This window comes from Pseudomonas sp. TUM25319 (genome assembly GCF_056388475.1).
On sequence record NZ_JBWJFH010000002.1, the window covers coordinates 160,616 to 179,244 of the forward strand.

The following is an 18,629-nucleotide window of genomic DNA, read 5'->3' on the forward strand; positions in this document are numbered from 1 at the left end:
CAGTTAAACATTCGAATTGGGATTTACGGCTTCTCCTCATTCGTCCGATAGTAAAATTCACTCTAAGGCTAATCAATGTTCAACAAGGCAATCAAGCAGACCTTGGCTGAGGCTCTGCAAAAGCTTCAGGCCGCAGAAGCAAGGGCCGTGGCCGTTGACCGTTCGACGGCAACAATTGAATTTAAACCCGATGGCACCATCATAGGTGCCAATGAGAACCTTCTTACCACCATGGGCTACCGACTGGAGGAGATCGTCGGACAGCACCATCGTATTTTCTGTTTTCCTGATTACCAGGCGAGTGCCGACTATCGTAAGTTCTGGCAGCGCCTGGCTGGTGGCGAGTACATACGTGAACGTTTCCTGAGGCGTAATAAGCAAGGCCTGGAGGTCTGGCTCGAAGCCAGCTACAACCCTATCCGAGGCGCCGATGGTCGCGTCGAAGGCGTGCTGAAGCTGGCCACCGACATTACTACTCAGGTGATCCGTGAGCAGGAGCAGAGCAGCATGGTTCAGGCCATCAGTCGCTCGATGGCTGCGATTTCCTTTAACTTGAAAGGTGAGGTTCTCGACGCCAACGAAAACTTCGAGCAGGCCATGGGCTATCGCCTGGATGAGATTCGGGGAAAGCACCACCGCATGTTCTGCACACGAGGTGAAGCGGACTCTCCTGAATACCGCGATTTCTGGGAGCGACTGAACCGTGGTGAGTTCTTCTCTGGACGCTTCCAGCGACTCAACCGGCATGGCGATACCGTCTGGCTGAGCGCAACCTACAACCCGGTATTCGATGCCAGTGGCCGGCTTTACAAAGTAGTTAAGTTTGCCCGTGATATTACGTCCCAAGTGCGCCAGCAGCAAGCAGAATCCGATGCAGCCACGTTCGCCTACAATATATCCCAGCAGACGGACAGAAGCGCTCGCCATGGTGCCGAGGTCATTAGTGAAACGGTCGAGGTGGTACAAGGCATAGCAGCCGAGCTCTCACGAGCGGCTGAAGGCATCACTGCAGTCAATCAGCAGTCAGAGATGATCCGCAGCATCGTGCAGACCATCCGAGGTATCGCCGAGCAGACCAACCTACTTGCTCTAAATGCTGCTATCGAAGCTGCAAGGGCGGGTGGACAAGGCCGAGGTTTTGCGGTGGTCGCCGATGAAGTACGAAACCTTGCAGCCCGCACGGCGCAGGCCACCGTGGAAATCGTCGATGTTGTGAAGCGCAACCATGAACTAGCGCAGGATGCTGTGGAGAGCATGCAGGCTAGTCGCCAAAAGGTCGATCAAGGCGTCGATTTGGTCAGCCAAGCCGGCTTTGTGATAGAGGAAATTCAGAGCGGAGCACGGCAAGTAGTCGACGCCGTGCGCCAGTTCGCCGAGGCAAAGGAAGAGCTCTGATGTAACTGTATCGGGCACAACCTCGTAAGGCTGTTCCAATTTCTCACGATAAGCGTGCTTGTCCAATATGACATCATCGCTGCTTACTGGGCGCAACTGAACGTTTGCATCCGAGCATCACGTCTTACGCAATTAGACCGGTTGCCAAATATGCGGCAGCAAATGATCGATTTCACTCGCCCGCTGCGTCGGCAGGCGTGTGAGCACGTCCTTCAAATAGGCATACGGATCATGACCGTTGAGCCGCGCAGACTGGATCAAACTCATGATCGCCGCCGCCCGTTTTCCGCTGCGTAGCGACCCTGCGAAGAGCCAGTTCTTGCGTCCAAGAGCCCATGGTCGGATCTGGTTCTCTGCCCAATTGTTGTCTATGGGTACAGCCCCGTCATCGAGGTAGCGCGACAGCGCTGCCCAGCGTTTCAGGCTGTAATCGAGTGCTTTGCTGATGGCTGAGCCTTCGGGCACAAGGTCGCGCTGGGCGCTCATCCAGACATGTAGCATGTCCATTACCGGGACGGCTTTTTCTTTCCGTATTCGCCGCCGTAAATCCGGCTCCAGATCGCGGACTTCGCTCTCGATTTCGTACAACAACTGGATATAGCGCAGGGCTTGCTCAGCAAGCGTGCTTTTATTCGTAGCGTGCAGCTCGAAGAATTTGCGCCGTGCATGGGCCATGCAGCCGATTTCGGTCACGCCGAGTTCGAAGCTGGCTTTGTAACCGCCAAAATCGTCACAGACCAGCTTGCCCCTCCAGCCTTGCAGGAAGTTGCGAGCATGCTCTCCGGCACGGCTGGGGCTGAAGTCATAAACCACCGCTGCCACATCCGAGAACTGGCTGGTGGCGTAGGCCCAAACATAGGAACGGTGGGTTTTCTTTGTTCCCGGCATGAGCATTTGCACGGGTGTTTCATCGGCATGAATAATCTGCTGCCCGAGTACCACTTCGCGCAGCGCATCGACCAGCGGCTGCAACTGAACCCCAGTCACGCCAACCCATTCGGCCAAGGTTGAGCGTGGAATCGCCAGGCCCGCTCGACCGAAGATCGATTCCTGACGGTAAAGCGGTAAATGGTCAGCAAACTTGGCAATCATGACGTGGGCCAGCAGCCCAGCGGTTGGGATGCCCTTGTCGATGATCTGAGCCGGAACCGGTGCCTGGATAAGCGTTTCGCAGTCATCGCAGACCCATTTGCCACGTACATGACGCTCGACGGTGAACACGCCCGGTGTGTAATCCAACTTCTCACTGACATCTTCACCGATGCGTTTCAGCGCGCAGCCGCATGGGCAGTGAGTGTTGTCAGGTTCGTGATGGATCAGTGTGCGTGGAAACTCAGCCGGCAATGCAGTGCGCTTGGGCTTCTGCTTTTTCTCGGTCGCCGCTGGCACTGTTTGCAAGGCCTGAAGCTCTGCTTCAATCGCTGCGATATCTGTATCGATCAGGTCATCGAGCAAACTGGCCTGCTCAGGATTCATCTGCTCGCTGCGCTTGGCAAATTTCAAGCGCTTGAGCTGCGCAATTTCGAAGGTCAGCTTCTCGATCACCGTCTGATCGCGGTTGATCTTCTTGCCCATGGTTTCGACCGTCTTACCCATTGTTTCGACTTGCGAGAGCAATTGCGCAGCTAAGGCACGCAGTTGGTCGGGAGTCATTTGGTCGAGATTGGGAGAAGAAGTCATGCGCCGAATTTTGCCAGAGCAGGCGCTTCGCGGCGATAGACCGATAGGCTAATGGCAGCCGTTAAAGCAGTGTGATCGAGCCGCCGGAACCTGCTCGTTGCCATGGCAGGCCCAATACCAAGGCTTGGAGTTGCTCGGTGTCCAACTGCATTTCAGAGCCATGACGAATGCTTGGCCAGTGGAACTTGCCCTGGCTCAACCGGCGCGCCGCCAGCCATATGCCGAAGCCGTCATGCACCAGCACTTTCATGCGATTGGCGCGGCGGTTGGCGAAAAGATAAGCACAGTGCGGCTGCGCCGCACCGAACACCGCAATCACCTTGGCTAATGCCGTTTCGGTACCAGCGCGCATGTCCATCGGCTCGGTGGCGAGCCAGATGGAGTCGATGCGAATCATCGCAGAAGGTCTCGAAGAAAGGTCGCGCAGGCAGCAGCATTTTCAGTGGGCCAGTTCACTGTGACGGTGCCACGCGGGTGCTGTATTTCAACGCAAATATTCGATGATGATGTGTGGGATTTCGCCCCTGCCAGCGGCACGGGTAACGGAATAAATGCAGGTTGCAGCGCCGTGCTTTTCTGCGCTTGCAGGCGAATCCATTTGTGGACGAGGTTTGCGTTGAGGTTATGGCTGAGTGCGATGCTGGCAATCGAAGCACCGGGCTGGGCACACTCTTGAATGACCTGAGCTTTGAAGGATTTGGAATAGGAACGGCGTGTTGGCTGCATGAAATACCCGCTTAAAAGGCTAGAACTGGTGCCCACTTAAATGTAAGTGCACACCATGTCTTGGCTTTGCAGGGCTGGGTAGATGACTTGGCCGTACGCATACAATCAAGCGCCCCCTGATAGATATCCAACGTTTCCTTGTAGTTTGTCCAAGTTACCTGCGCCGGGGGGCGGCCCTTCAACCTAAGATCGAGATAGCATTCAATAGCGGCTGCGTAGCCATTGATGTCAGCGCTCACGACGCCACCTGGGCCCTTTGCGGGAAAATTCCGTAACTCTTCCAGATCAGGGAGAACCATCGCCCTCATGTTCACAGGGAATTTGAAGCGCTGGAGGAGTTTTCTGTAGGTATCAGTGCCTTCGGCGTCGTTGTCAAATAGGAAGATCACGCGGTTATGTACATCAATTTTGACCAGTCCTTCGGCAAACTTAGAAAGATTGCCTGTGCCCGAAAAAGGGTGACGATCCTCGATGTCGATGAATCGAAAAAAATCCTCTATGTCTGGTCGAAGTAGCGCGAGGCCCCTTTTTAGAATGTGGGTATCAGAGGTGCCTTCGGTCGCGATTAAATAGGTTTGGGTTCGCCGCGCATTGCCGATGAAGTTCTCGTTTTTTGCCCAGCCGGCGTCAACAAAGCTGCCGTAATCCCATACGACTTCTTCGCTTAGGTTAGCCGGGCTTTCAGCAAGGATTCGCAAGGTTGCGTAGGGGCTCAGGAATCCAATCATCGAACCGAAATGGCTTCGTTCAGAATACCCTCCGATGTCTGCATCAAATACTCCCGTCGGTAGCAGAGATACGGCAGGATCAGCCGCGAAGCGGCCCAGCCCCTGCGCATGCTCAGTGTCATAGGTAGGGACATACTCGCTTTTGAGGTCTCGCAACGGATACGTCTTGATGAATTCGACAAACTGCTCGAAGGTCAAACGGTCAGGGCGTAAATCATCTGGCCGATATTCCGAAAATTGATCGCGATCGAGTTCGACCTGACTGTCATATTCTGATCTCACCGCCGCCAACGTGTATCCAAGCAGCTCCAACCGAGACACCATGGAACCGAGAGTACGGCAGAAACACAGTTCCATCTGGCGAAGACTTTCAGCACTGTGTTCATAATCGTAATCAATGCTGCCATGTCTACGCTGCCGACGGTCGCTCTCTTGATAGAGCATGCCGTGGTCTATTCCCATGTGACCCGTGTTGTAGGTGACTTCGAGATCGCCCACGGTCAGAGTGATTGGTGTGCTCATGAAGATCTCAGTACCTGGATTTAATCCTTGATGGCCAACCGAGCGAGCGTGTGGCCCACTAGTTCGCGCATAGCAAAGGCAAAATTATGGAGGCGCAGCTTGTTCCGGCAGTCTTCCAGATTAAACATCGCTGCTTCGTACAGGTCTCGCTCGAACCGAGAGTCACCCAAAAGCTGAAAAATCCTTTCATCCATAGCCTTTCCCTCTCAGCGGTTTTTAGCCGTAGCATTAACGCACTGCTGCTACCGTTTCTGGCGTATAGCGCCTAGACCTATTTGATAAGTGGGTTATCCAGGATGATGATCGCTTGCTCGGACGATATAGACGCTCCTGCTGTGCGCGCTTGGTGCGCATTAGAGCAAAGCGCAGTTTGTGCACAGCCTGCCTGGACAGGCTAGCTTACGCACTCACACCCACCCGTTTTTGAAGAACGCCAGAAACTGGTGAGAAAACTCCTCCGTCAACGTCTGCTGTGAGCTTTTGCTGGAGCGAATGACAAGAAAGCCCGTATCAACTCTCACGGATAGCGGGCGGATTTCGAGCCCCTTACCCACGAAATCCAAAGCTGTCGGTGGATCAACGATGCTCACGCCCAGGCCTTGGGCAACGAGCGCGCACGCGGTGTAGGACAGGCTGGTCTCCAGCCGCGTGACCCGGGGTACTTGAGCCAAGGCAATCTGCACACCAGCAGAGAAAATGGTGCCGGGCCGAGGCGCAACGAACCTCTGCCCTTCAAAGTCGCTGGGCGCAACGACCTCAAGCTCCGCCATCGGATGGCTGCTGGGCATGACTGCTACAGCCTCCATGTCTACAGACAGCATATCGACACCGTGGGGATTGATCGGTCCCTCGGCATAGCCGATATCAACCTGGCCAGCTGAAACCATCTCCACAACCTGACTGGACGGAACCCCCAGAATGCTGATCTGGAGGTTGGGCCTCTCCTGAAGGAAATAGGCCAAGAATTTCGGCAGTAGCGTGTTAGCCACTGCAGGCATTGCTGCAATTCTCAATGAGCCGGCCGTGTTTTCCCTGATCCCTGATGCCAGGCGGCCGATGCGATCAAGCCCGATAAACGATCGTTCAACCTCGGGAATCAGGGCATGTGCTTGAGGTGTAGGGACCAATTGGCTGCCTCGCCGTTCGAAAAGCGGTAAACCGACAGCCTCCTCAAAATCCCGGATCAGACGAGTCACCGCCGGTTGTGTCACGGACATCAGGTTGGCAGCCCCAGTCATGCTGCCTGTTCGCATCACGGCGTGGAACGCTTCTACTTGGCGGTGGTGTATTCGCACAGCTCACCTCATAACATTTGCGCATACTGAAAGGGCGTATTTTTGATTTTGAATTATGCCCAGCACGTGCGAAATTGCAAAAAAATTACACAGAACAAGAAAAAAATCGCGCCACGCCGGCGCCAGTAGCAGCAACCATCCTGCCGAAAGTCCACCCAGATAAGCGCGCTGTCGCCTGTGGAGTAATACCGTGAATTTTTTAGAAATAATGAGCTTCGGTGACCAGGGATGGGCGGCCGATATGCTGCTAGCCGCCCTGATGACGTGCGCGATATCGGTTTGTGGATTTCTCTGTGGATCGGTCATCGGCTGCTTAGGTTGCTGGGCAAAACTTTCACGGTCCTACCCATTGCGATGGCTGGCCGACGTGTACACCACCGTGCTGCGCGGGGTGCCAGACCTTCTAATCATCTACCTCTTTTACTTTGGCAGCAGCATGGTGCTGACCCAGGTGGCTCAGTCCCTTGGGATCAAAGGCTTCATGGGACTGCCCGGGTTTTTCGTGGGCGTCGTGGCTATCTCGGTGATCAGCGGAGCCTACCAGCTGGAGGTATTTCGCGGCGCGGTGAACAGCGTTGCAGTCGGTAGCATCGAGGCAGGCCGATCAATAGGTCTTGGAAAATTCCAGTTATTCAGACTGATCATCGCCCCCCAAGCGTTAAGACTCGCGCTGCCAGGCCTCGGCAATGTTTGGCTACTGGTTCTGAAGGATTCTGCCCTCATCAGCGTTGTTGGACTTGTAGAGCTGATGCGCCAATCACAAATCGGCGCCGGTGCTACCCACCAGCCCTTCCTTTTTTACTGCACCGCCGCTGCTCTGTATTTCGCGATCAGCGCTTTCAGCAGTCACTTGTTTGCGCGGCTTGAGCAGAAGCTTGATAAGCCGATGAGGAGAGCATGATGGACTTCGCATTCCTGCTTGAGTGCTTTGAGAAACTGCTGGCCGGCGTCCCTATTACCTTGGGCTTGTCGCTATTTTCCTGTGCCATCGGCCTGGTGCTGGCCTCAGTAATTTGCGCGATGCGCATGTCAAACAAGCCGTGGCTGGACTATCCCGCCAGGACCTTCGTGGCTGTATTCCGTGGGACTCCTCTGCTTGTTCAACTGTTTGTCATTTACTACGGCCTCGGCCAGTTTTCTTGGCTTCGCGAAAGCTTCGCATGGCCCTACCTCAGAGAGGCTTACTGGTGCGTGCTCGCGGCACTGGCACTCAATACCGCCGCCTATACCAGCGAAATTCTTCGGGGAGGGATCAACTCTGTTCAGCAAGGGCAGATTGAAGCAGGTTTATCTGTGGGACTGCGGAAGGACCAAATATGGCGCTATGTAATTATTCCGCAAGCCTGCCGCCAGATGTTGCCTGCCTATGGCAATGAAATAATCCTACAAATCAAATCTACTTCCCTCGCTTCGATCGTCACGCTCATGGAGGTGACAGGTATCGCCGCGAAGTTGGTGTCTCAAACCTATCGGCCAATCGAAGTCTTTATTTGTGCCGGTGCGTTGTACCTGTTGTTCAATTTTATCGTAACTCGCGCAGTAACGCTGATGGAGTTCCGGTTCACCCGTGGTATGCGACGCTGAATAAGTTAGCAGCATATATCTGCCCAATCTAAATTGAGGAAGTTTGCTATGCGATTTAAAAGCCTGACGTTGAGTGCAATTATTCTCTCTGGCGTATGCGCATCGTTCGCTAACGCCGAAGAGCCTCAAGTAATCAGAATCGCCACTGAAGGCGCCTATGCGCCTTGGAACTTTGTGAAGCCGGGAGGTCAGCTCGATGGCTTCGAAATCGAACTAGCTCGCGACCTGTGCGATCGCATGAAGGCCAAATGCGAGATCTCCGCCCATGACTGGGACGGACTGATCCCATCGCTCAAAGGCGGGAAAATCGACGCCATCATGGCAGGCATGAGCATCACCCCAAAGCGCCAGGAGGTGATCGGCTTCAGTCGCACATACGCCGCCCCACTCAACGGTTTCTTGGTGGTTGATAGCGGCAGCCTTGCAAAACTGCCAGGCGCCTCAAAGAGCATCGATCTGGACAAAGATGAGGCAGGAGCCGAGGCCGTTATCAAAGAAATGGCTCCTCTTCTGAAGGGTAAGGTCATTGGCGTACAAGGCTCGACTACCGCGTCCGCCTTTGCTGAAAAGTACCTTTCGAAAATTGTTGAGGTTCGAGAATACAAGACCGTTGATTCTCACAACATGGATTTGATGAGCGGTCGAGTCGACGCCGTGTTGGCTAACGCGGTTGTCCTCAAACTTGCAACAGAGGATGCATCGTTGAAGGGTGCAAGCATGGCCGGCCCGGTGTTTTCCGGTGGCGTATTTGGCCCAGGGATTGGCATTGGATTGCGGAAATCTGATTCCGACTTAAAAGCCAAGTTTGATGAGGCCATCACTGCGGCAGTTAAAGACGGCACGGTTAAGAAGCTTTCTGAAAAATGGCTGAAATTCGACGTAACTCCACTGGAATAAAGCGGGAATTCCAGGCTGAACGGAGCGGTAACTTATGAGTGGTGTAACGATCGTCGTGGGCGGTGGGCTGGTCGGATTGGCGACTGCCTATGGCCTTGCCTGCAAAGGGCAGAAAGTCCGACTGCTTGACCAAGGGGATACTGCCCTTCGAGCTGCACGAGGAAATTTCGGCCTGGTCTGGGTGCAAGGTAAAGGCTATGGGATGCCCCCCTATGCTCGATTGACGCTCCGTTCTGCAGCGGCGTGGCCACGTCTAGCCAACGACCTGTTGGTCGAGACCGGCATCAACGTTCACCTGAGCCAGCCAGGGGGCTTCAGCCTCTGCTTGAACCATGATGACATGGCTGAAGAAGCGGCCCAGTTGCGCTGGCTTCGCGAAGCACTGGACGGAAGGTACCGGTTTGAGGAGCTGGGCCCTGCAGAGCTGAGAAAGCGCCTGCCGGGCGTCGGCCCAGATGTCGTGGGAGCTTGCTACAGCCCAGAAGACGGCCACACCAATCCGCTGTTTCTTCTGAAGGCACTCACAGCAGCTGTTCAACGGCGCGGGGTGATTTTAGAAACCGGCTGTGATGTTCAGAAGATCGAAGCTACCGAGTCGGGATACAAGCTGACCGGCAGCGGGCGCACTTGGGAAGCAGACAGGGTTGTATTGACTGCTGGGCTGGGGAATCAATCGCTGGCAGAGCAGGTCGGCATATCCCTTGGGCTGTCCCCAAATCGCGGGCAAATCCTGATCACTGAACGCCTGCCTCACTTCTTGGACTATCCCACTAACTACGTCCGTCAAACCGGCGAAGGTACCGTACAGCTCGGGTATTCCAACGAATCCACCGGCCTGAATGACAGCGTCAGCGCGAACGTAATGTCTGACATCGCCAGGCGGGCGGTCGCCTGCTTTCCAAGGCTGGCGAACGTCCAACTCGTTCGGGCGTGGGGAGCACTTCGGGTCCTCACCCCAGACGGTTTCCCCATTTATCAGGAATCACCAAGCATGCCTGGTGTTTACGCCCTGACGTGCCACAGCGGGGTAACGCTCGCAGCGGTACATGCTTACGAAGTGGCTCCTTGGATCGCGGGCGGGCCGGCACCCTTCGAGCTTGAAGCATTCAGCGATCAGCGGTTCAAGGATCCTGACTACGAGGTAACCTCCAATGGCCACTAGTCCGTTGTTTCGATCTCTGGATGCAAGTTCATCCGAGGTTGTCATTGAATTTGATGGAAAGCAGATCCGTGTCGCCGACGACACGAATTTGGCCGCAGCTCTTCTCGAAGCAGGTGTCGATGTCACCCGGAAGACCGCAGTGAGCGGAGCGTCGCGTACCGCCTACTGCATGATGGGTGTGTGCTTCGAATGCCTGGTTGAAATTAACGGCGTCTCCAGACAGGCCTGCCAGGTGCGGACTCAAGCAGGACTCAAGGTCAAAAGCCACTGCCCCGCAGCGGCCGGAGGTGGCGTTCATGGCTAACCACGTACAGGTCATCGTTCTGGGGGCTGGCCCTGCCGGCATCGCGGCCGCAATGCGTCTGCACGCTGAAGGCGTAAAAGTCCTGGTTCTTGATGAACAGGCAACGCCTGGCGGGCAAATCTACAGAGAGGTCAGCCTGGCCTCTCCAAAGCGCAAAGAGCTGCTAGGTAAAGACTATGCAGCGGGGAGCACCCCTGTCGCCACCTTCATGGAGAGCGGGATCGATTACGTTCCCAATGCCTCGGTATGGCTGGTAACGGCTGAGCGCGAGGTGCACTTCCGTGTGGCGGGAGAAACTCGTGTCGTATCCGCGGACCGTATTCTGTTCTGCAGTGGCGCTTACGAACGCCCTATGCCCGTTCCGGGTTGGACTCTCCCAGGCGTCATGACGGCAGGCGCGGGTCAGATTCTGCTGAAAACCGGCGCACGTGTGCCCAATGGTGCCGTTGTGCTCGCAGGCACAGGCCCTCTGCTCTACCTGCTGACGATTCAATACTTGAAAGCCGGTGTGAAAATCAAAGCTCTGGTGGACACCTGCACTCGCGGAGATCTAATCGCCGCAGCCCGCTTTCTGCCTGCTGCATTGCCTGCTTGGAAGCAGCTCTTCAAGGGCATCTCCTTGATGGCTCAAATACGGCGGGCGGGCATCGATTGGTACCAGGGTGCGACTGACATCCAAATCGAAGGTGACGCAAAAGCTCAGGCCGTTAGTTTTACCCACAGAGGCGAACACCGGCAGGTGAATTGCGACCTGGTGCTGCTGCATCAAGGCGTAGTGCCGAATACCCATCCAACGCTGTCCATTGGCGCGGAACACCGTTGGGATGAAGGCCAGGTCTGCTGGGTCGCCGAACAGAATGAATGGGGCGAGCTGAGCGTTCCTGGCTTCTTCATCGCAGGCGATGGCGCGGGCGTGAACGGAGCAGAAGCAGCGGCTTTGCAAGGTCGACTCGTCGGACTTGGCATCGCAGTTTCCCTGGAAAAACTCACCCGTTCGGCCGCACAGCCGGAGGCGCAAAGTGTTCGTCGCGCCTGGCAGAACCTCCGCTGCATACGCCCCATGCTGGAACGTCTGTATCGCCCCATTCGGAGCCTACAACTTCCTGCAGACGGCACCATCGTTTGCCGATGCGAGGAGGTCACAGCAGGCGCAGTGCGCGAATACGCAGCCATGGGATGCCTGGGGCCAAACCAAACAAAAGCATTTGGCAGGTGCGGTATGGGTCCCTGCCAGGGCAGGCAATGCGGTCTGTCCGTGACGCAAATTCTGGCTGATGCCCGACATCTGCCGCCTTCTGAAGTCGGCTACTACCGCATTCGCCCTCCACTCAAGCCAATCACTCTCGCCGAGCTGGCCAACGAAAAGTAACCATGGAGCAGAACTCGATGACTTCAATCAATCGCATAGAGAGCAACGCCCGTTTGAGCCGAGCGGTCGTTCATAACGGTGTGGTGTACCTCGCAGGAATCACTGCTACCGACTGCACTCAAGACATCAGAGCCCAGACGCGCGACGTGCTTCAGAAAATCGAAGAGCGCCTGGTTCAGGCAGGAAGCGACAAAGATCACATCCTGTCCGCTCAAATCTGGTTAGCCAATATCGTCCAGGACTTCGACCCGATGAACGCTGAGTGGAGTGAATGGCTCGGATCGGCCGGTCGGCCTGCGCGGGCGACATGCCAGGTAGCCTTTGATGATCCAACACTGTTAATCGAAGTGATCATCACAGCTGCCGTCGCCTAGACCTGAATGTTGCTCTGCAGGACCAGGGCAAATTATTTACGCCATCCAGCATTTTCAATGCGCCTAACAGAATGTGACGTGCGCAAAGATTAAAATAAGGTGTCTTATGTCCATCTCCTCAGAAGCAACATCCTGGAAATTGAAAAACGGCTCGCAGCCCGCAAATGGCGCTGGAGCTGAGCCAAAACTCAGTATCTCAGGCCTGTGCAAACACTATGGAGAGCACCAAGTCCTCCGTGGGGTATCACTTCAAGCCGACAAAGGAGATGTGATCAGCCTGATAGGAGCCAGTGGTTCAGGTAAAAGCACGCTGTTGCGCTGCGTGAATTTCCTTGAGCAGCCGGACGCAGGAAAGATCCAGCTGGATGACTATTGCCTCGAGATTGGTGGGGCTGCTGGTAAACACAGCCTGCCTAAGGCCAAAGAGCTCCAAAAGCTACGCTCAAGGCTGGCGATGGTGTTTCAGAACTTCAACCTTTGGAATCACATGACGGTCTTGGACAACGTGTGTCTTGGTCCTCAGAAGGTCTTGGGTGTATCCCGCCAAGAAGCGGTTGAGCGAGCTGAAAAGTACCTTGAGAGAGTAGGCCTTCCATCTCGTACGACGCAGCAGTATCCATCAACCCTGTCTGGTGGTCAGCAGCAACGCGTCGCTATTGCTAGAGCGCTTGCGATGGAGCCCGAAGTTTTGCTTTTTGACGAGCCTACCTCAGCGCTTGATCCCGAGCTGGTGGGCGAGGTGCTGAAGGTCATCAAATCACTCGCCGAAGAAGGCAGGACGATGTTGATGGTCACTCACGAGATGGCTTTCGCCCGCCAGGTCTCAAGCAAGATTGTGTTCCTTCACCAGGGATTAATCGAAGAGGAAGGCAACGCAAGCATCTTAGATGCGCCGCAAAGTGAACGGCTGCAGAAATTCCTGGCTAATAGCTTGAAGTAATTTTCTGCGAATGCAGCTCATGACTACAACTGAAATAGGGCTCTGCTATGTCCATCGTTTCGAACCCTCAATACAACGATGCTAAATCCAACAGAGCTGCTAAATATTTGAACAGGCAGGAGTTGCAGTTCATAAATGGGATGACATCCCACTTGCTTCTAGTCATTGAACCTCGATCCAGCGAATTTGTGATAGCAAGTGGTGCCACCGTTCGTGTGCTGGTCGAGCATCAATCAACTGAGCAGGCAATTGAGGTTGAGTACCTTCCCGGTGGCATGGTCGTCTACACGAGCGACGGGGGCCAGGTAGAGGTGTACCAAGATGGACGACGGTTGCCCCATGACAATCAAACTCGTGGAATGGCAACCAAGCTCAATCGATAAAAATCATTAAATGTCTTATTGCCAGCCCGTATGCAGACTTTTGTCCTACTATGAGCATGTATGGTCAACGGTTCTTCCGATGAGCTCGGCACAGCTTTTCACAACTTTTGATACGAGCGCATTAACATGGCCTTGAACAAGTTCGTCTGTACAGTTCTCACCGCAGCAGTGTGTGTTGCCAGCAGTTTATCCATGGCCAGTGAAAAGGCTCTGCGAATCGGCATTGAGGCGGCATATCCTCCATTTGCCTACAAGACGCCGGATAACAAGCTGGTGGGTTTTGACTACGACTTGGGCCAAGAGCTCTGCGCCAGAATATCGGCTAAGTGTGAGTGGGTCGAGATGGAATTTGACGGGCTTATCCCGGCGCTTAAAGTCAGGAAAATTGATGCTGCGATCTCCTCCGTCTCGATCACTGAAGCACGAGCCAGGTCTGTCGACTTCACAAATCCGTACTATCTTCTGCCCGCCAAGCTGGTGACACGGAAGGATAGCGGAATCAATGTTGCCCCCGCCGACTTGAAGGGGAAGCGCATTGGCGTTCAGCGAGCTTCCAACTTTGATCGCTACGCAAGTGAGGTTTTCGAAAAAGCGGGCGCCGAGATCGTGAAGTACGGCACGCAAAACGAGGTGTTTCTTGACTTGGCAGCGGGGCGCGTCGATGCCTCGCTCGCCGGTTCCCTTGTGATTGAGGACGGCTTCTTGAAAACGCCTCAAGGTGCCGATTATCACGTGCTGGATCAGAATTTCACTGATGAGGCTTATTTCGGTACCGGTGCAGGTATTGCGACTCGTAAAAATGATCCATTGGTAGGAAAGCTGAATGATGCATTAGCGGCCATCAAAAAAGATGGCACCTATGAAAAAATCCAGCAGAAGTATTTTCAATATGATATTTCAGGCGACAAGTAACAACCCACCCTACCAACATAGCCTGAATTCATATCTGCCTAATGAGTAGTCCTGATAAATCTGCAGATTGGTTATAAATTTGCGGTTCGGATTATCTTCCCGAACAGAGCCGTGGTAGACAGGCTTCCTGCATATTTGTTGGAGGCCTCTCCACCCCTATGAAATCGTTGGAAGCGCCATCTTTATGCTCAACCATCTTTCTATTCGTGCAAAAGTCATCCTGTTATCCGGGCTGTGCCTGCTCGCGGTAGTGGGGCTAGTTTTGGGCATGAATTTGTATCAATCGCGTGAGAATAATCACGTTGTTGGCGATGCCAGCTCGCAGATGCTGACTCAAAGCGTAAAAAACCTGCTGCAAGCAATTTCCGCTGAAAAAGCCTTGTCAATTCAAAAGAGCTTTGGTGAAAACGTGCTGATGCTGAGCGCGCTGAATGATCAGGTTAAAGATTTGCGCAGGATGGGCCAGAAGCGCTCGATGAGTCAAGGTGCAGCCACGTTCTGGCAACCTAGTGGTAAAGCGCCTGAGAGCCATGGGACAGGTGCAGCAGCTTTGTGCGGTGAGCGGAGAATTCGACTACGTGGCTTGGCTACGCAGCGACTCACCAGAACAACTAGACCAGTTACTCGACCAAATTGGCAACGTGGATGGGGTAGAGAACACCACCACGTCGATTATCCTCAGCAGCAAGGTCGATCGCGGCCAGCCAAGCTGATGGGCTGAGCCCCCTTAGATTGCGCTGCGGCGATCAAGGATGATGGGGGCATACGATCGGAGAGGCGGCACCTCTAAAAAGAGATTTCCATCGGCGGCCCTTCCCAATTCCTAGATACGCCAGTCGACTTCAACAACTCCTCTGCTGAAACACCTGCTTTGGACAAACTTTCCAGGTCCCACTCAAAAAAGCTCGTAAACGCCTTGAACACCTTGGCTGCCAATACCGAGATCAACCTCACCGTCTCGTACTTTACGGGAAGTCCCATCTTGATCAGCTCAGCGACAGTCCATACCAAGGTTCTCAAACGGAAATGCCAGACAGATTCCTGATGAAGCTTGATCAGTTTATATGTCTGGGGGAATTTCTGTGTGCGCAGGCTTATTTCATGGGGCAACGAACGTGGAAGAAGCGTTTGCAAATTGCGCATATTGACCCGCTTCAGATCCTTCGTACACCGATACAAGTCGTCCACGCCTGCTTGAATAAGTGCTGCATACCCAGCATCTCGTGGGTCCACAGCCAGCTTGTCCGTCGCCAAAACTTTATTTGGTTTCCGAAACTGTGCCATCAACCATGCGTTATCGTTTTCATTAATCCATTTGGTAGGTCTATAGGCCTTCTTCCAAAGATAATCCATATCAGCATCTGAACGGAGAGCCAAAAGCATTTCAATTTTTCTGCGATGGCCAGCTCTTTTACTATCCTGACTACCTTCACTCTCTCCTCGAAAAACTGGTCTTGAAGCGCTTAAAAGAATTGATTCGTTATTTAGTGCTGCCTCGAACACATCTGCGCTTCTGAACAGATGAAGGGCAATAATTAAGTGTCGAGCAAGGGGCATGTTAAGTTGACCTTTGTCAGATTTCAACCTAATCCATTGCTCATGCTTTCCTTGCTGGTAGGCCGGATCCGCGCTCGACAAAAGCTCATCACCGAAGGTGTCTCGAATACTCGAAAACAATTTGGCGATGCCTGCGTTATGTCCAAATACATAATCGCGCTTTTTACACTGCCGTACGTAGCAAGAGCTTAATACTGTACTACCAATCGGAGGTATATTTCTGTTCAGAATTTCGTGTGCGAATAATGCAACTTTTTTCTCTAAATGAGAGCCTTTGAGTGTTGACGACGCCTGGAGCGGGCTCCAACCGCAAGCGCATGGCTCAGTCAGGTTTGGGAGTAACCTTAGTTTTCGGTAGAAAGGGTGCGAACATTTGGGACATGCATGGATCAGTGCGTCGCCGTGTCGCCAGCATACGGCTACACCTGGAATATGGTGTGATCGATGCCAATAGGCGTAACCCTGCTCGATGAGGTCTTCCTGGACGCAGGTAGGACAAATCTTAGCCATGCCATGGATGGACCCCTCTCTGCGGGGGACGCGTACCACTCCATCAATAGTGGGCTCTCCTGCGTGCTGCGGTCCTTCCCTGACCCCCAGAAATGGCCTGTATGCTGGAAAGGTGGTGTTGGCATTGATCAGCTCTGCGAGATTGGACTCCGGTTGACCTGGCAGCCTGCCGGCCAGGGCCTCGATCTGCTTTGGCACGATGGTACTCATGCAAAATGGCTTCGTATCAAATAGATCGCGGTACGTCTCCGCCGCGGTCCTATTGCCTGACAGAAAGTGATATCGGGTGATGCGAGAGTGCAGCATTTCGTCCGGCATCGAGGCGGGGAAAAATAGAAGATCAGACATCTTTTCCGACTTACAGGCTAGGGTTAAAAAAGGACGTGCAAAAGGCGATATACCTAGTTGTATAACATGGAAGATTGTACCAGGGTTAGTATTCTTGAAAAATTTGATGTGAAGCCATGTAACCTCAGAGCCACAGCATTTTACTGGAAATTATACTGTTCAGTAAAACTCAGATACTGGACGCGTATTGATAATTTTATGGTTCGTCTTTTCACAGACTTGTTCTATTAATTAGAACAGCAGGGAGCCGATGTGTGAGCCGTGATCGGCTTTTACGTCGAGGGTCTGATGCTCGCTGTCCGGTAAAGAGAAGACAGCGAAAAGGGCTTTCCTTCCAGGAGCAGTTTGCGTCTCGCCCACCGCAGGCGCCGCTCACGAAAGGCGTAGGTTGACTCACACGCCTTGTCGAGCGCAGCCGCACAAAGTGGCAGCTTCGAGAGTTGCTTTTCGAAGCGAGAAAGCACATGGAGCTCTCGTCCAATCCTGGTACGTGAGATGCGCACAGGCTTGCCCGGCAGCGCACTAAGTGTCTTGGCGCAGAGCAGTATGTCGCCGGCTAACCTCGCATCGAGAGCGGCAAACGTCTGGGCACTGTTCCTATTAGGTGCACGATGGGCATTTGAGCCTGTAGTACGCTGCGAAAGCCAGTGTCGATCACAGCGGTACAACCACGCATATCCTCTGCAGGCGTGTGCCTTGTGATGACGGTAATCTGCTTCAAAGGCAGCCCGCTTCTCACGGAGCTCCGCCTGGAACCTAGCCCTCCTCCAGAGCGCCGGCCCGCCAGCAACTTTGCGGATGGATCGATAGACATAAGTCAGAGAAACACCAGTGATGACCGCAATCGTTCGAGCATCGGTCCCTATCATGGCGTGCTTCCACACGGCGGTATCTGCAACCTCCAGGCCATTGCTGACAGCTAACGATGAGACGTTCTCGGGTAGTCCCATGTGAAATTTCGAAATACGCTCAAAATCCGCTTCAACACAGCCGATACGCAGCAATGTGGCCATTTCAACCCGCAGTGCACTGGCCAACAGTATGAATTTGAGCGGATGGTGAGAAGCTCTAGGCTTTCGGAGCAGCTTGGTGACCCATGTGGCGGGGATATCCTCACGAGACTCGCCAAGTACACCAAACTCCCATTCGGAGGGGAGCGCAGCGAAACTCTCACCAATGTGTTTTGCAAGCAACTGTAGCTTTAGACGATTGGATCGAGATGCGAGACCTAGCTTCACTGCGCCTTGTACAAGCGCGTAACGGACCGCACACGCCGGTAGCGCACTTACACCCGAGTCGAGCACCTGCTGCGAGCGCAGCGCTACGTCCCTAAGCGCGAATAGGTACCGCGACTCGATATCCAGGGACACCGTGTGCGCTTGAACAATATCGTCACTGGGTAGGTTGAGGAACCGAGAGTTGCGGCTGGACCACCGATGATCCAAGACCCTGAGGATTGTGCCGTGATACGGACATACCAGCACGCCTGGAAGCAAGTGAACCCTATGCCAGTAAGCTACCCCCCACTCATCCTGATCTTGGGCAATACAATCCGCGCAGCACCTAATCCTAGAGGCGAAGCCGATTCGGCTCGCGTTGACCCCCACGCACAGCATCAGTGCTCTGCCGTTACCAGCCATGGACCTTCGAGCTTGGTCTAGCTGGCTTTGGCTTAGGAAAGGCGCATAGTAGGGCAGCAGCGTGTGTTGCTCGATAAGCTCGGTTACCGATAGCTCGGTGCCTCTGGGTAGCATCCCTGCCAGATCAGCTAGGCGGCTTGGCAAAGCCACATTCTGTGAAAACGCCGGCGCAAACTTCACATCGGCAAATGCTGCTCTAGAGCTGCGTAATCCGCAAAGACGCGCATAGCGAGAAATTAAGCTATGAAGCGTCTCGTCAGGGAATCCTGTGGGGAAGAAATGGAGATGAGCATCCACTTCACC

17 protein-coding genes and 3 pseudogenes are annotated in these 18,629 nt (G+C 54.0%); 12 read left to right on the forward strand and 8 right to left on the reverse strand.

What is annotated here, in order from left to right:
- Positions 1-75: 75 nt before the first annotated feature.
- A pseudogene (locus AC05QJ_RS32195) lies at positions 76-804 on the forward strand (PAS domain-containing protein); the annotation flags it as partial.
- A gap of 153 nt (positions 805-957) precedes the next feature.
- Positions 958-1,395, forward strand: a pseudogene (locus AC05QJ_RS32200) (methyl-accepting chemotaxis protein); the annotation flags it as partial.
- 132 nt (positions 1,396-1,527) lie between these two features.
- On the opposite strand, the gene tnpC reads toward AC05QJ_RS32200, so the two are convergent.
- The 6 genes from tnpC to AC05QJ_RS32230 all read right to left on the reverse strand — a co-directional run bounded on the left by tnpC (position 1,528) and on the right by AC05QJ_RS32230 (position 6,289).
- Entirely contained in the window at positions 1,528-3,075 is a 1,548-nt protein-coding gene (tnpC, locus tag AC05QJ_RS32205) for an IS66 family transposase (protein ID WP_034128274.1), read from the reverse strand.
- Positions 3,076-3,136: 61 nt separating this feature from the next.
- The gene (gene tnpB, locus AC05QJ_RS32210) at positions 3,137-3,472 is read right to left on the reverse strand and encodes an IS66 family insertion sequence element accessory protein TnpB (RefSeq protein ID WP_009682493.1); all 336 of its coding nucleotides are present in this window, start codon (positions 3,470-3,472) and stop codon (positions 3,137-3,139) included.
- A complete protein-coding gene (tnpA, locus tag AC05QJ_RS32215) occupies positions 3,469-3,801 on the reverse strand; it encodes an IS66-like element accessory protein TnpA (RefSeq protein ID WP_009682494.1) in 333 nt (110 codons plus the stop codon). The genes tnpB and tnpA overlap by 4 nt, the downstream gene beginning before the upstream one ends.
- 11 nt (positions 3,802-3,812) lie before the next feature.
- Complete coding sequence (locus AC05QJ_RS32220; protein WP_476748093.1) at positions 3,813-5,051, reverse strand: HEPN/Toprim-associated domain-containing protein; 1,239 nt, start codon at positions 5,049-5,051, stop codon at positions 3,813-3,815.
- Between the two features lie 20 nt (positions 5,052-5,071).
- On the reverse strand, positions 5,072-5,245 hold the full coding sequence (locus AC05QJ_RS32225) for a pPIWI-associating nuclease domain-containing protein (RefSeq protein ID WP_476748094.1): 174 nt from the start codon (positions 5,243-5,245) through the stop codon (positions 5,072-5,074).
- A gap of 213 nt (positions 5,246-5,458) precedes the next feature.
- A complete protein-coding gene (locus AC05QJ_RS32230) occupies positions 5,459-6,289 on the reverse strand; it encodes a LysR substrate-binding domain-containing protein (RefSeq protein ID WP_476748095.1) in 831 nt (276 codons plus the stop codon).
- Between the two features lie 265 nt (positions 6,290-6,554).
- Between AC05QJ_RS32230 and AC05QJ_RS32235 the strand changes: the two genes are divergently transcribed.
- From AC05QJ_RS32235 to AC05QJ_RS32280, 10 genes and pseudogenes are all read left to right on the forward strand, one after another.
- Complete coding sequence (locus tag AC05QJ_RS32235) at positions 6,555-7,247, forward strand: ABC transporter permease (RefSeq protein WP_476748267.1); 693 nt, start codon at positions 6,555-6,557, stop codon at positions 7,245-7,247.
- Positions 7,247-7,930 (forward strand): ABC transporter permease, encoded by a 684-nt coding sequence (locus AC05QJ_RS32240; RefSeq protein ID WP_476748096.1) that lies wholly within the window; start codon positions 7,247-7,249, stop codon positions 7,928-7,930. Before AC05QJ_RS32235 ends, AC05QJ_RS32240 begins: the two co-directional genes overlap by 1 nt.
- Before the next feature lie 48 nt (positions 7,931-7,978).
- On the forward strand, positions 7,979-8,827 hold the full coding sequence (locus tag AC05QJ_RS32245) for a lysine/arginine/ornithine ABC transporter substrate-binding protein (protein ID WP_476748097.1): 849 nt from the start codon (positions 7,979-7,981) through the stop codon (positions 8,825-8,827).
- Between the two features lie 34 nt (positions 8,828-8,861).
- Positions 8,862-9,989, forward strand: coding sequence for an NAD(P)/FAD-dependent oxidoreductase (locus AC05QJ_RS32250; protein ID WP_476748098.1), 1,128 nt, complete (start codon positions 8,862-8,864; stop codon positions 9,987-9,989).
- Complete coding sequence (locus tag AC05QJ_RS32255; protein WP_476748099.1) at positions 9,979-10,293, forward strand: (2Fe-2S)-binding protein; 315 nt, start codon at positions 9,979-9,981, stop codon at positions 10,291-10,293. Before AC05QJ_RS32250 ends, AC05QJ_RS32255 begins: the two co-directional genes overlap by 11 nt.
- Positions 10,286-11,662, forward strand: a complete 1,377-nt coding sequence (locus AC05QJ_RS32260) for an FAD/NAD(P)-dependent oxidoreductase (protein ID WP_476748100.1) — start codon at positions 10,286-10,288, stop codon at positions 11,660-11,662. Before AC05QJ_RS32255 ends, AC05QJ_RS32260 begins: the two co-directional genes overlap by 8 nt.
- 17 nt (positions 11,663-11,679) lie before the next feature.
- Positions 11,680-12,036: a RidA family protein gene (locus AC05QJ_RS32265; protein WP_476748101.1), complete on the forward strand. Its 357-nt coding sequence runs from the start codon at positions 11,680-11,682 to the stop codon at positions 12,034-12,036.
- Between the two features lie 106 nt (positions 12,037-12,142).
- Positions 12,143-12,976 (forward strand): ABC transporter ATP-binding protein, encoded by an 834-nt coding sequence (locus AC05QJ_RS32270; protein WP_476748102.1) that lies wholly within the window; start codon positions 12,143-12,145, stop codon positions 12,974-12,976.
- Positions 12,977-13,485: 509 nt separating this feature from the next.
- Positions 13,486-14,271 carry a lysine/arginine/ornithine ABC transporter substrate-binding protein gene (locus tag AC05QJ_RS32275; protein ID WP_476748103.1) on the forward strand — a complete coding sequence of 262 codons (786 nt, stop codon included), beginning with the start codon at positions 13,486-13,488 and terminating at the stop codon, positions 14,269-14,271.
- A 479-nt stretch (positions 14,272-14,750) separates the two neighbouring features.
- Positions 14,751-14,984, forward strand: a pseudogene (locus AC05QJ_RS32280) (Lrp/AsnC ligand binding domain-containing protein); the annotation flags it as partial.
- Positions 14,985-15,057: 73 nt separating this feature from the next.
- On the opposite strand, the gene AC05QJ_RS32285 reads toward AC05QJ_RS32280, so the two are convergent.
- Both AC05QJ_RS32285 and AC05QJ_RS32290 read right to left on the reverse strand, forming a co-directional pair.
- Positions 15,058-16,686: a TniQ family protein gene (locus AC05QJ_RS32285; protein WP_476748104.1), complete on the reverse strand. Its 1,629-nt coding sequence runs from the start codon at positions 16,684-16,686 to the stop codon at positions 15,058-15,060.
- A gap of 272 nt (positions 16,687-16,958) precedes the next feature.
- Positions 16,959-18,623 (reverse strand): TnsD family Tn7-like transposition protein, encoded by a 1,665-nt coding sequence (locus AC05QJ_RS32290; RefSeq protein WP_476748105.1) that lies wholly within the window; start codon positions 18,621-18,623, stop codon positions 16,959-16,961.
- Positions 18,624-18,629 lie beyond the last annotated feature (6 nt).

Excerpts from the sequence above, each read along its gene's own strand:
- tnpC (WP_034128274.1), bottom strand. The coding sequence starts at position 3,075 with ATGACTTCTTCTCCCAATCTCGACCAAATGACTCCCGACCAACTGCGT.
- tnpB (WP_009682493.1), bottom strand. The coding sequence starts at position 3,472 with ATGATTCGCATCGACTCCATCTGGCTCGCCACCGAGCCGATGGACATG.
- tnpA (WP_009682494.1), bottom strand. The coding sequence starts at position 3,801 with ATGCAGCCAACACGCCGTTCCTATTCCAAATCCTTCAAAGCTCAGGTC.
- AC05QJ_RS32220 (WP_476748093.1), bottom strand. The coding sequence starts at position 5,051 with ATGAGCACACCAATCACTCTGACCGTGGGCGATCTCGAAGTCACCTAC.
- AC05QJ_RS32225 (WP_476748094.1), bottom strand. The coding sequence starts at position 5,245 with ATGGATGAAAGGATTTTTCAGCTTTTGGGTGACTCTCGGTTCGAGCGA.
- AC05QJ_RS32230 (WP_476748095.1), bottom strand. The coding sequence starts at position 6,289 with ATGACTGGGGCTGCCAACCTGATGTCCGTGACACAACCGGCGGTGACT.
- AC05QJ_RS32235 (WP_476748267.1), top strand. The coding sequence starts at position 6,555 with ATGAGCTTCGGTGACCAGGGATGGGCGGCCGATATGCTGCTAGCCGCC.
- AC05QJ_RS32240 (WP_476748096.1), top strand. The coding sequence starts at position 7,247 with ATGGACTTCGCATTCCTGCTTGAGTGCTTTGAGAAACTGCTGGCCGGC.
- AC05QJ_RS32245 (WP_476748097.1), top strand. The coding sequence starts at position 7,979 with ATGCGATTTAAAAGCCTGACGTTGAGTGCAATTATTCTCTCTGGCGTA.
- AC05QJ_RS32250 (WP_476748098.1), top strand. The coding sequence starts at position 8,862 with ATGAGTGGTGTAACGATCGTCGTGGGCGGTGGGCTGGTCGGATTGGCG.
- AC05QJ_RS32255 (WP_476748099.1), top strand. The coding sequence starts at position 9,979 with ATGGCCACTAGTCCGTTGTTTCGATCTCTGGATGCAAGTTCATCCGAG.
- AC05QJ_RS32260 (WP_476748100.1), top strand. The coding sequence starts at position 10,286 with ATGGCTAACCACGTACAGGTCATCGTTCTGGGGGCTGGCCCTGCCGGC.
- AC05QJ_RS32265 (WP_476748101.1), top strand. The coding sequence starts at position 11,680 with ATGACTTCAATCAATCGCATAGAGAGCAACGCCCGTTTGAGCCGAGCG.
- AC05QJ_RS32270 (WP_476748102.1), top strand. The coding sequence starts at position 12,143 with ATGTCCATCTCCTCAGAAGCAACATCCTGGAAATTGAAAAACGGCTCG.
- AC05QJ_RS32275 (WP_476748103.1), top strand. The coding sequence starts at position 13,486 with ATGGCCTTGAACAAGTTCGTCTGTACAGTTCTCACCGCAGCAGTGTGT.
- AC05QJ_RS32285 (WP_476748104.1), bottom strand. The coding sequence starts at position 16,686 with ATGTCTGATCTTCTATTTTTCCCCGCCTCGATGCCGGACGAAATGCTG.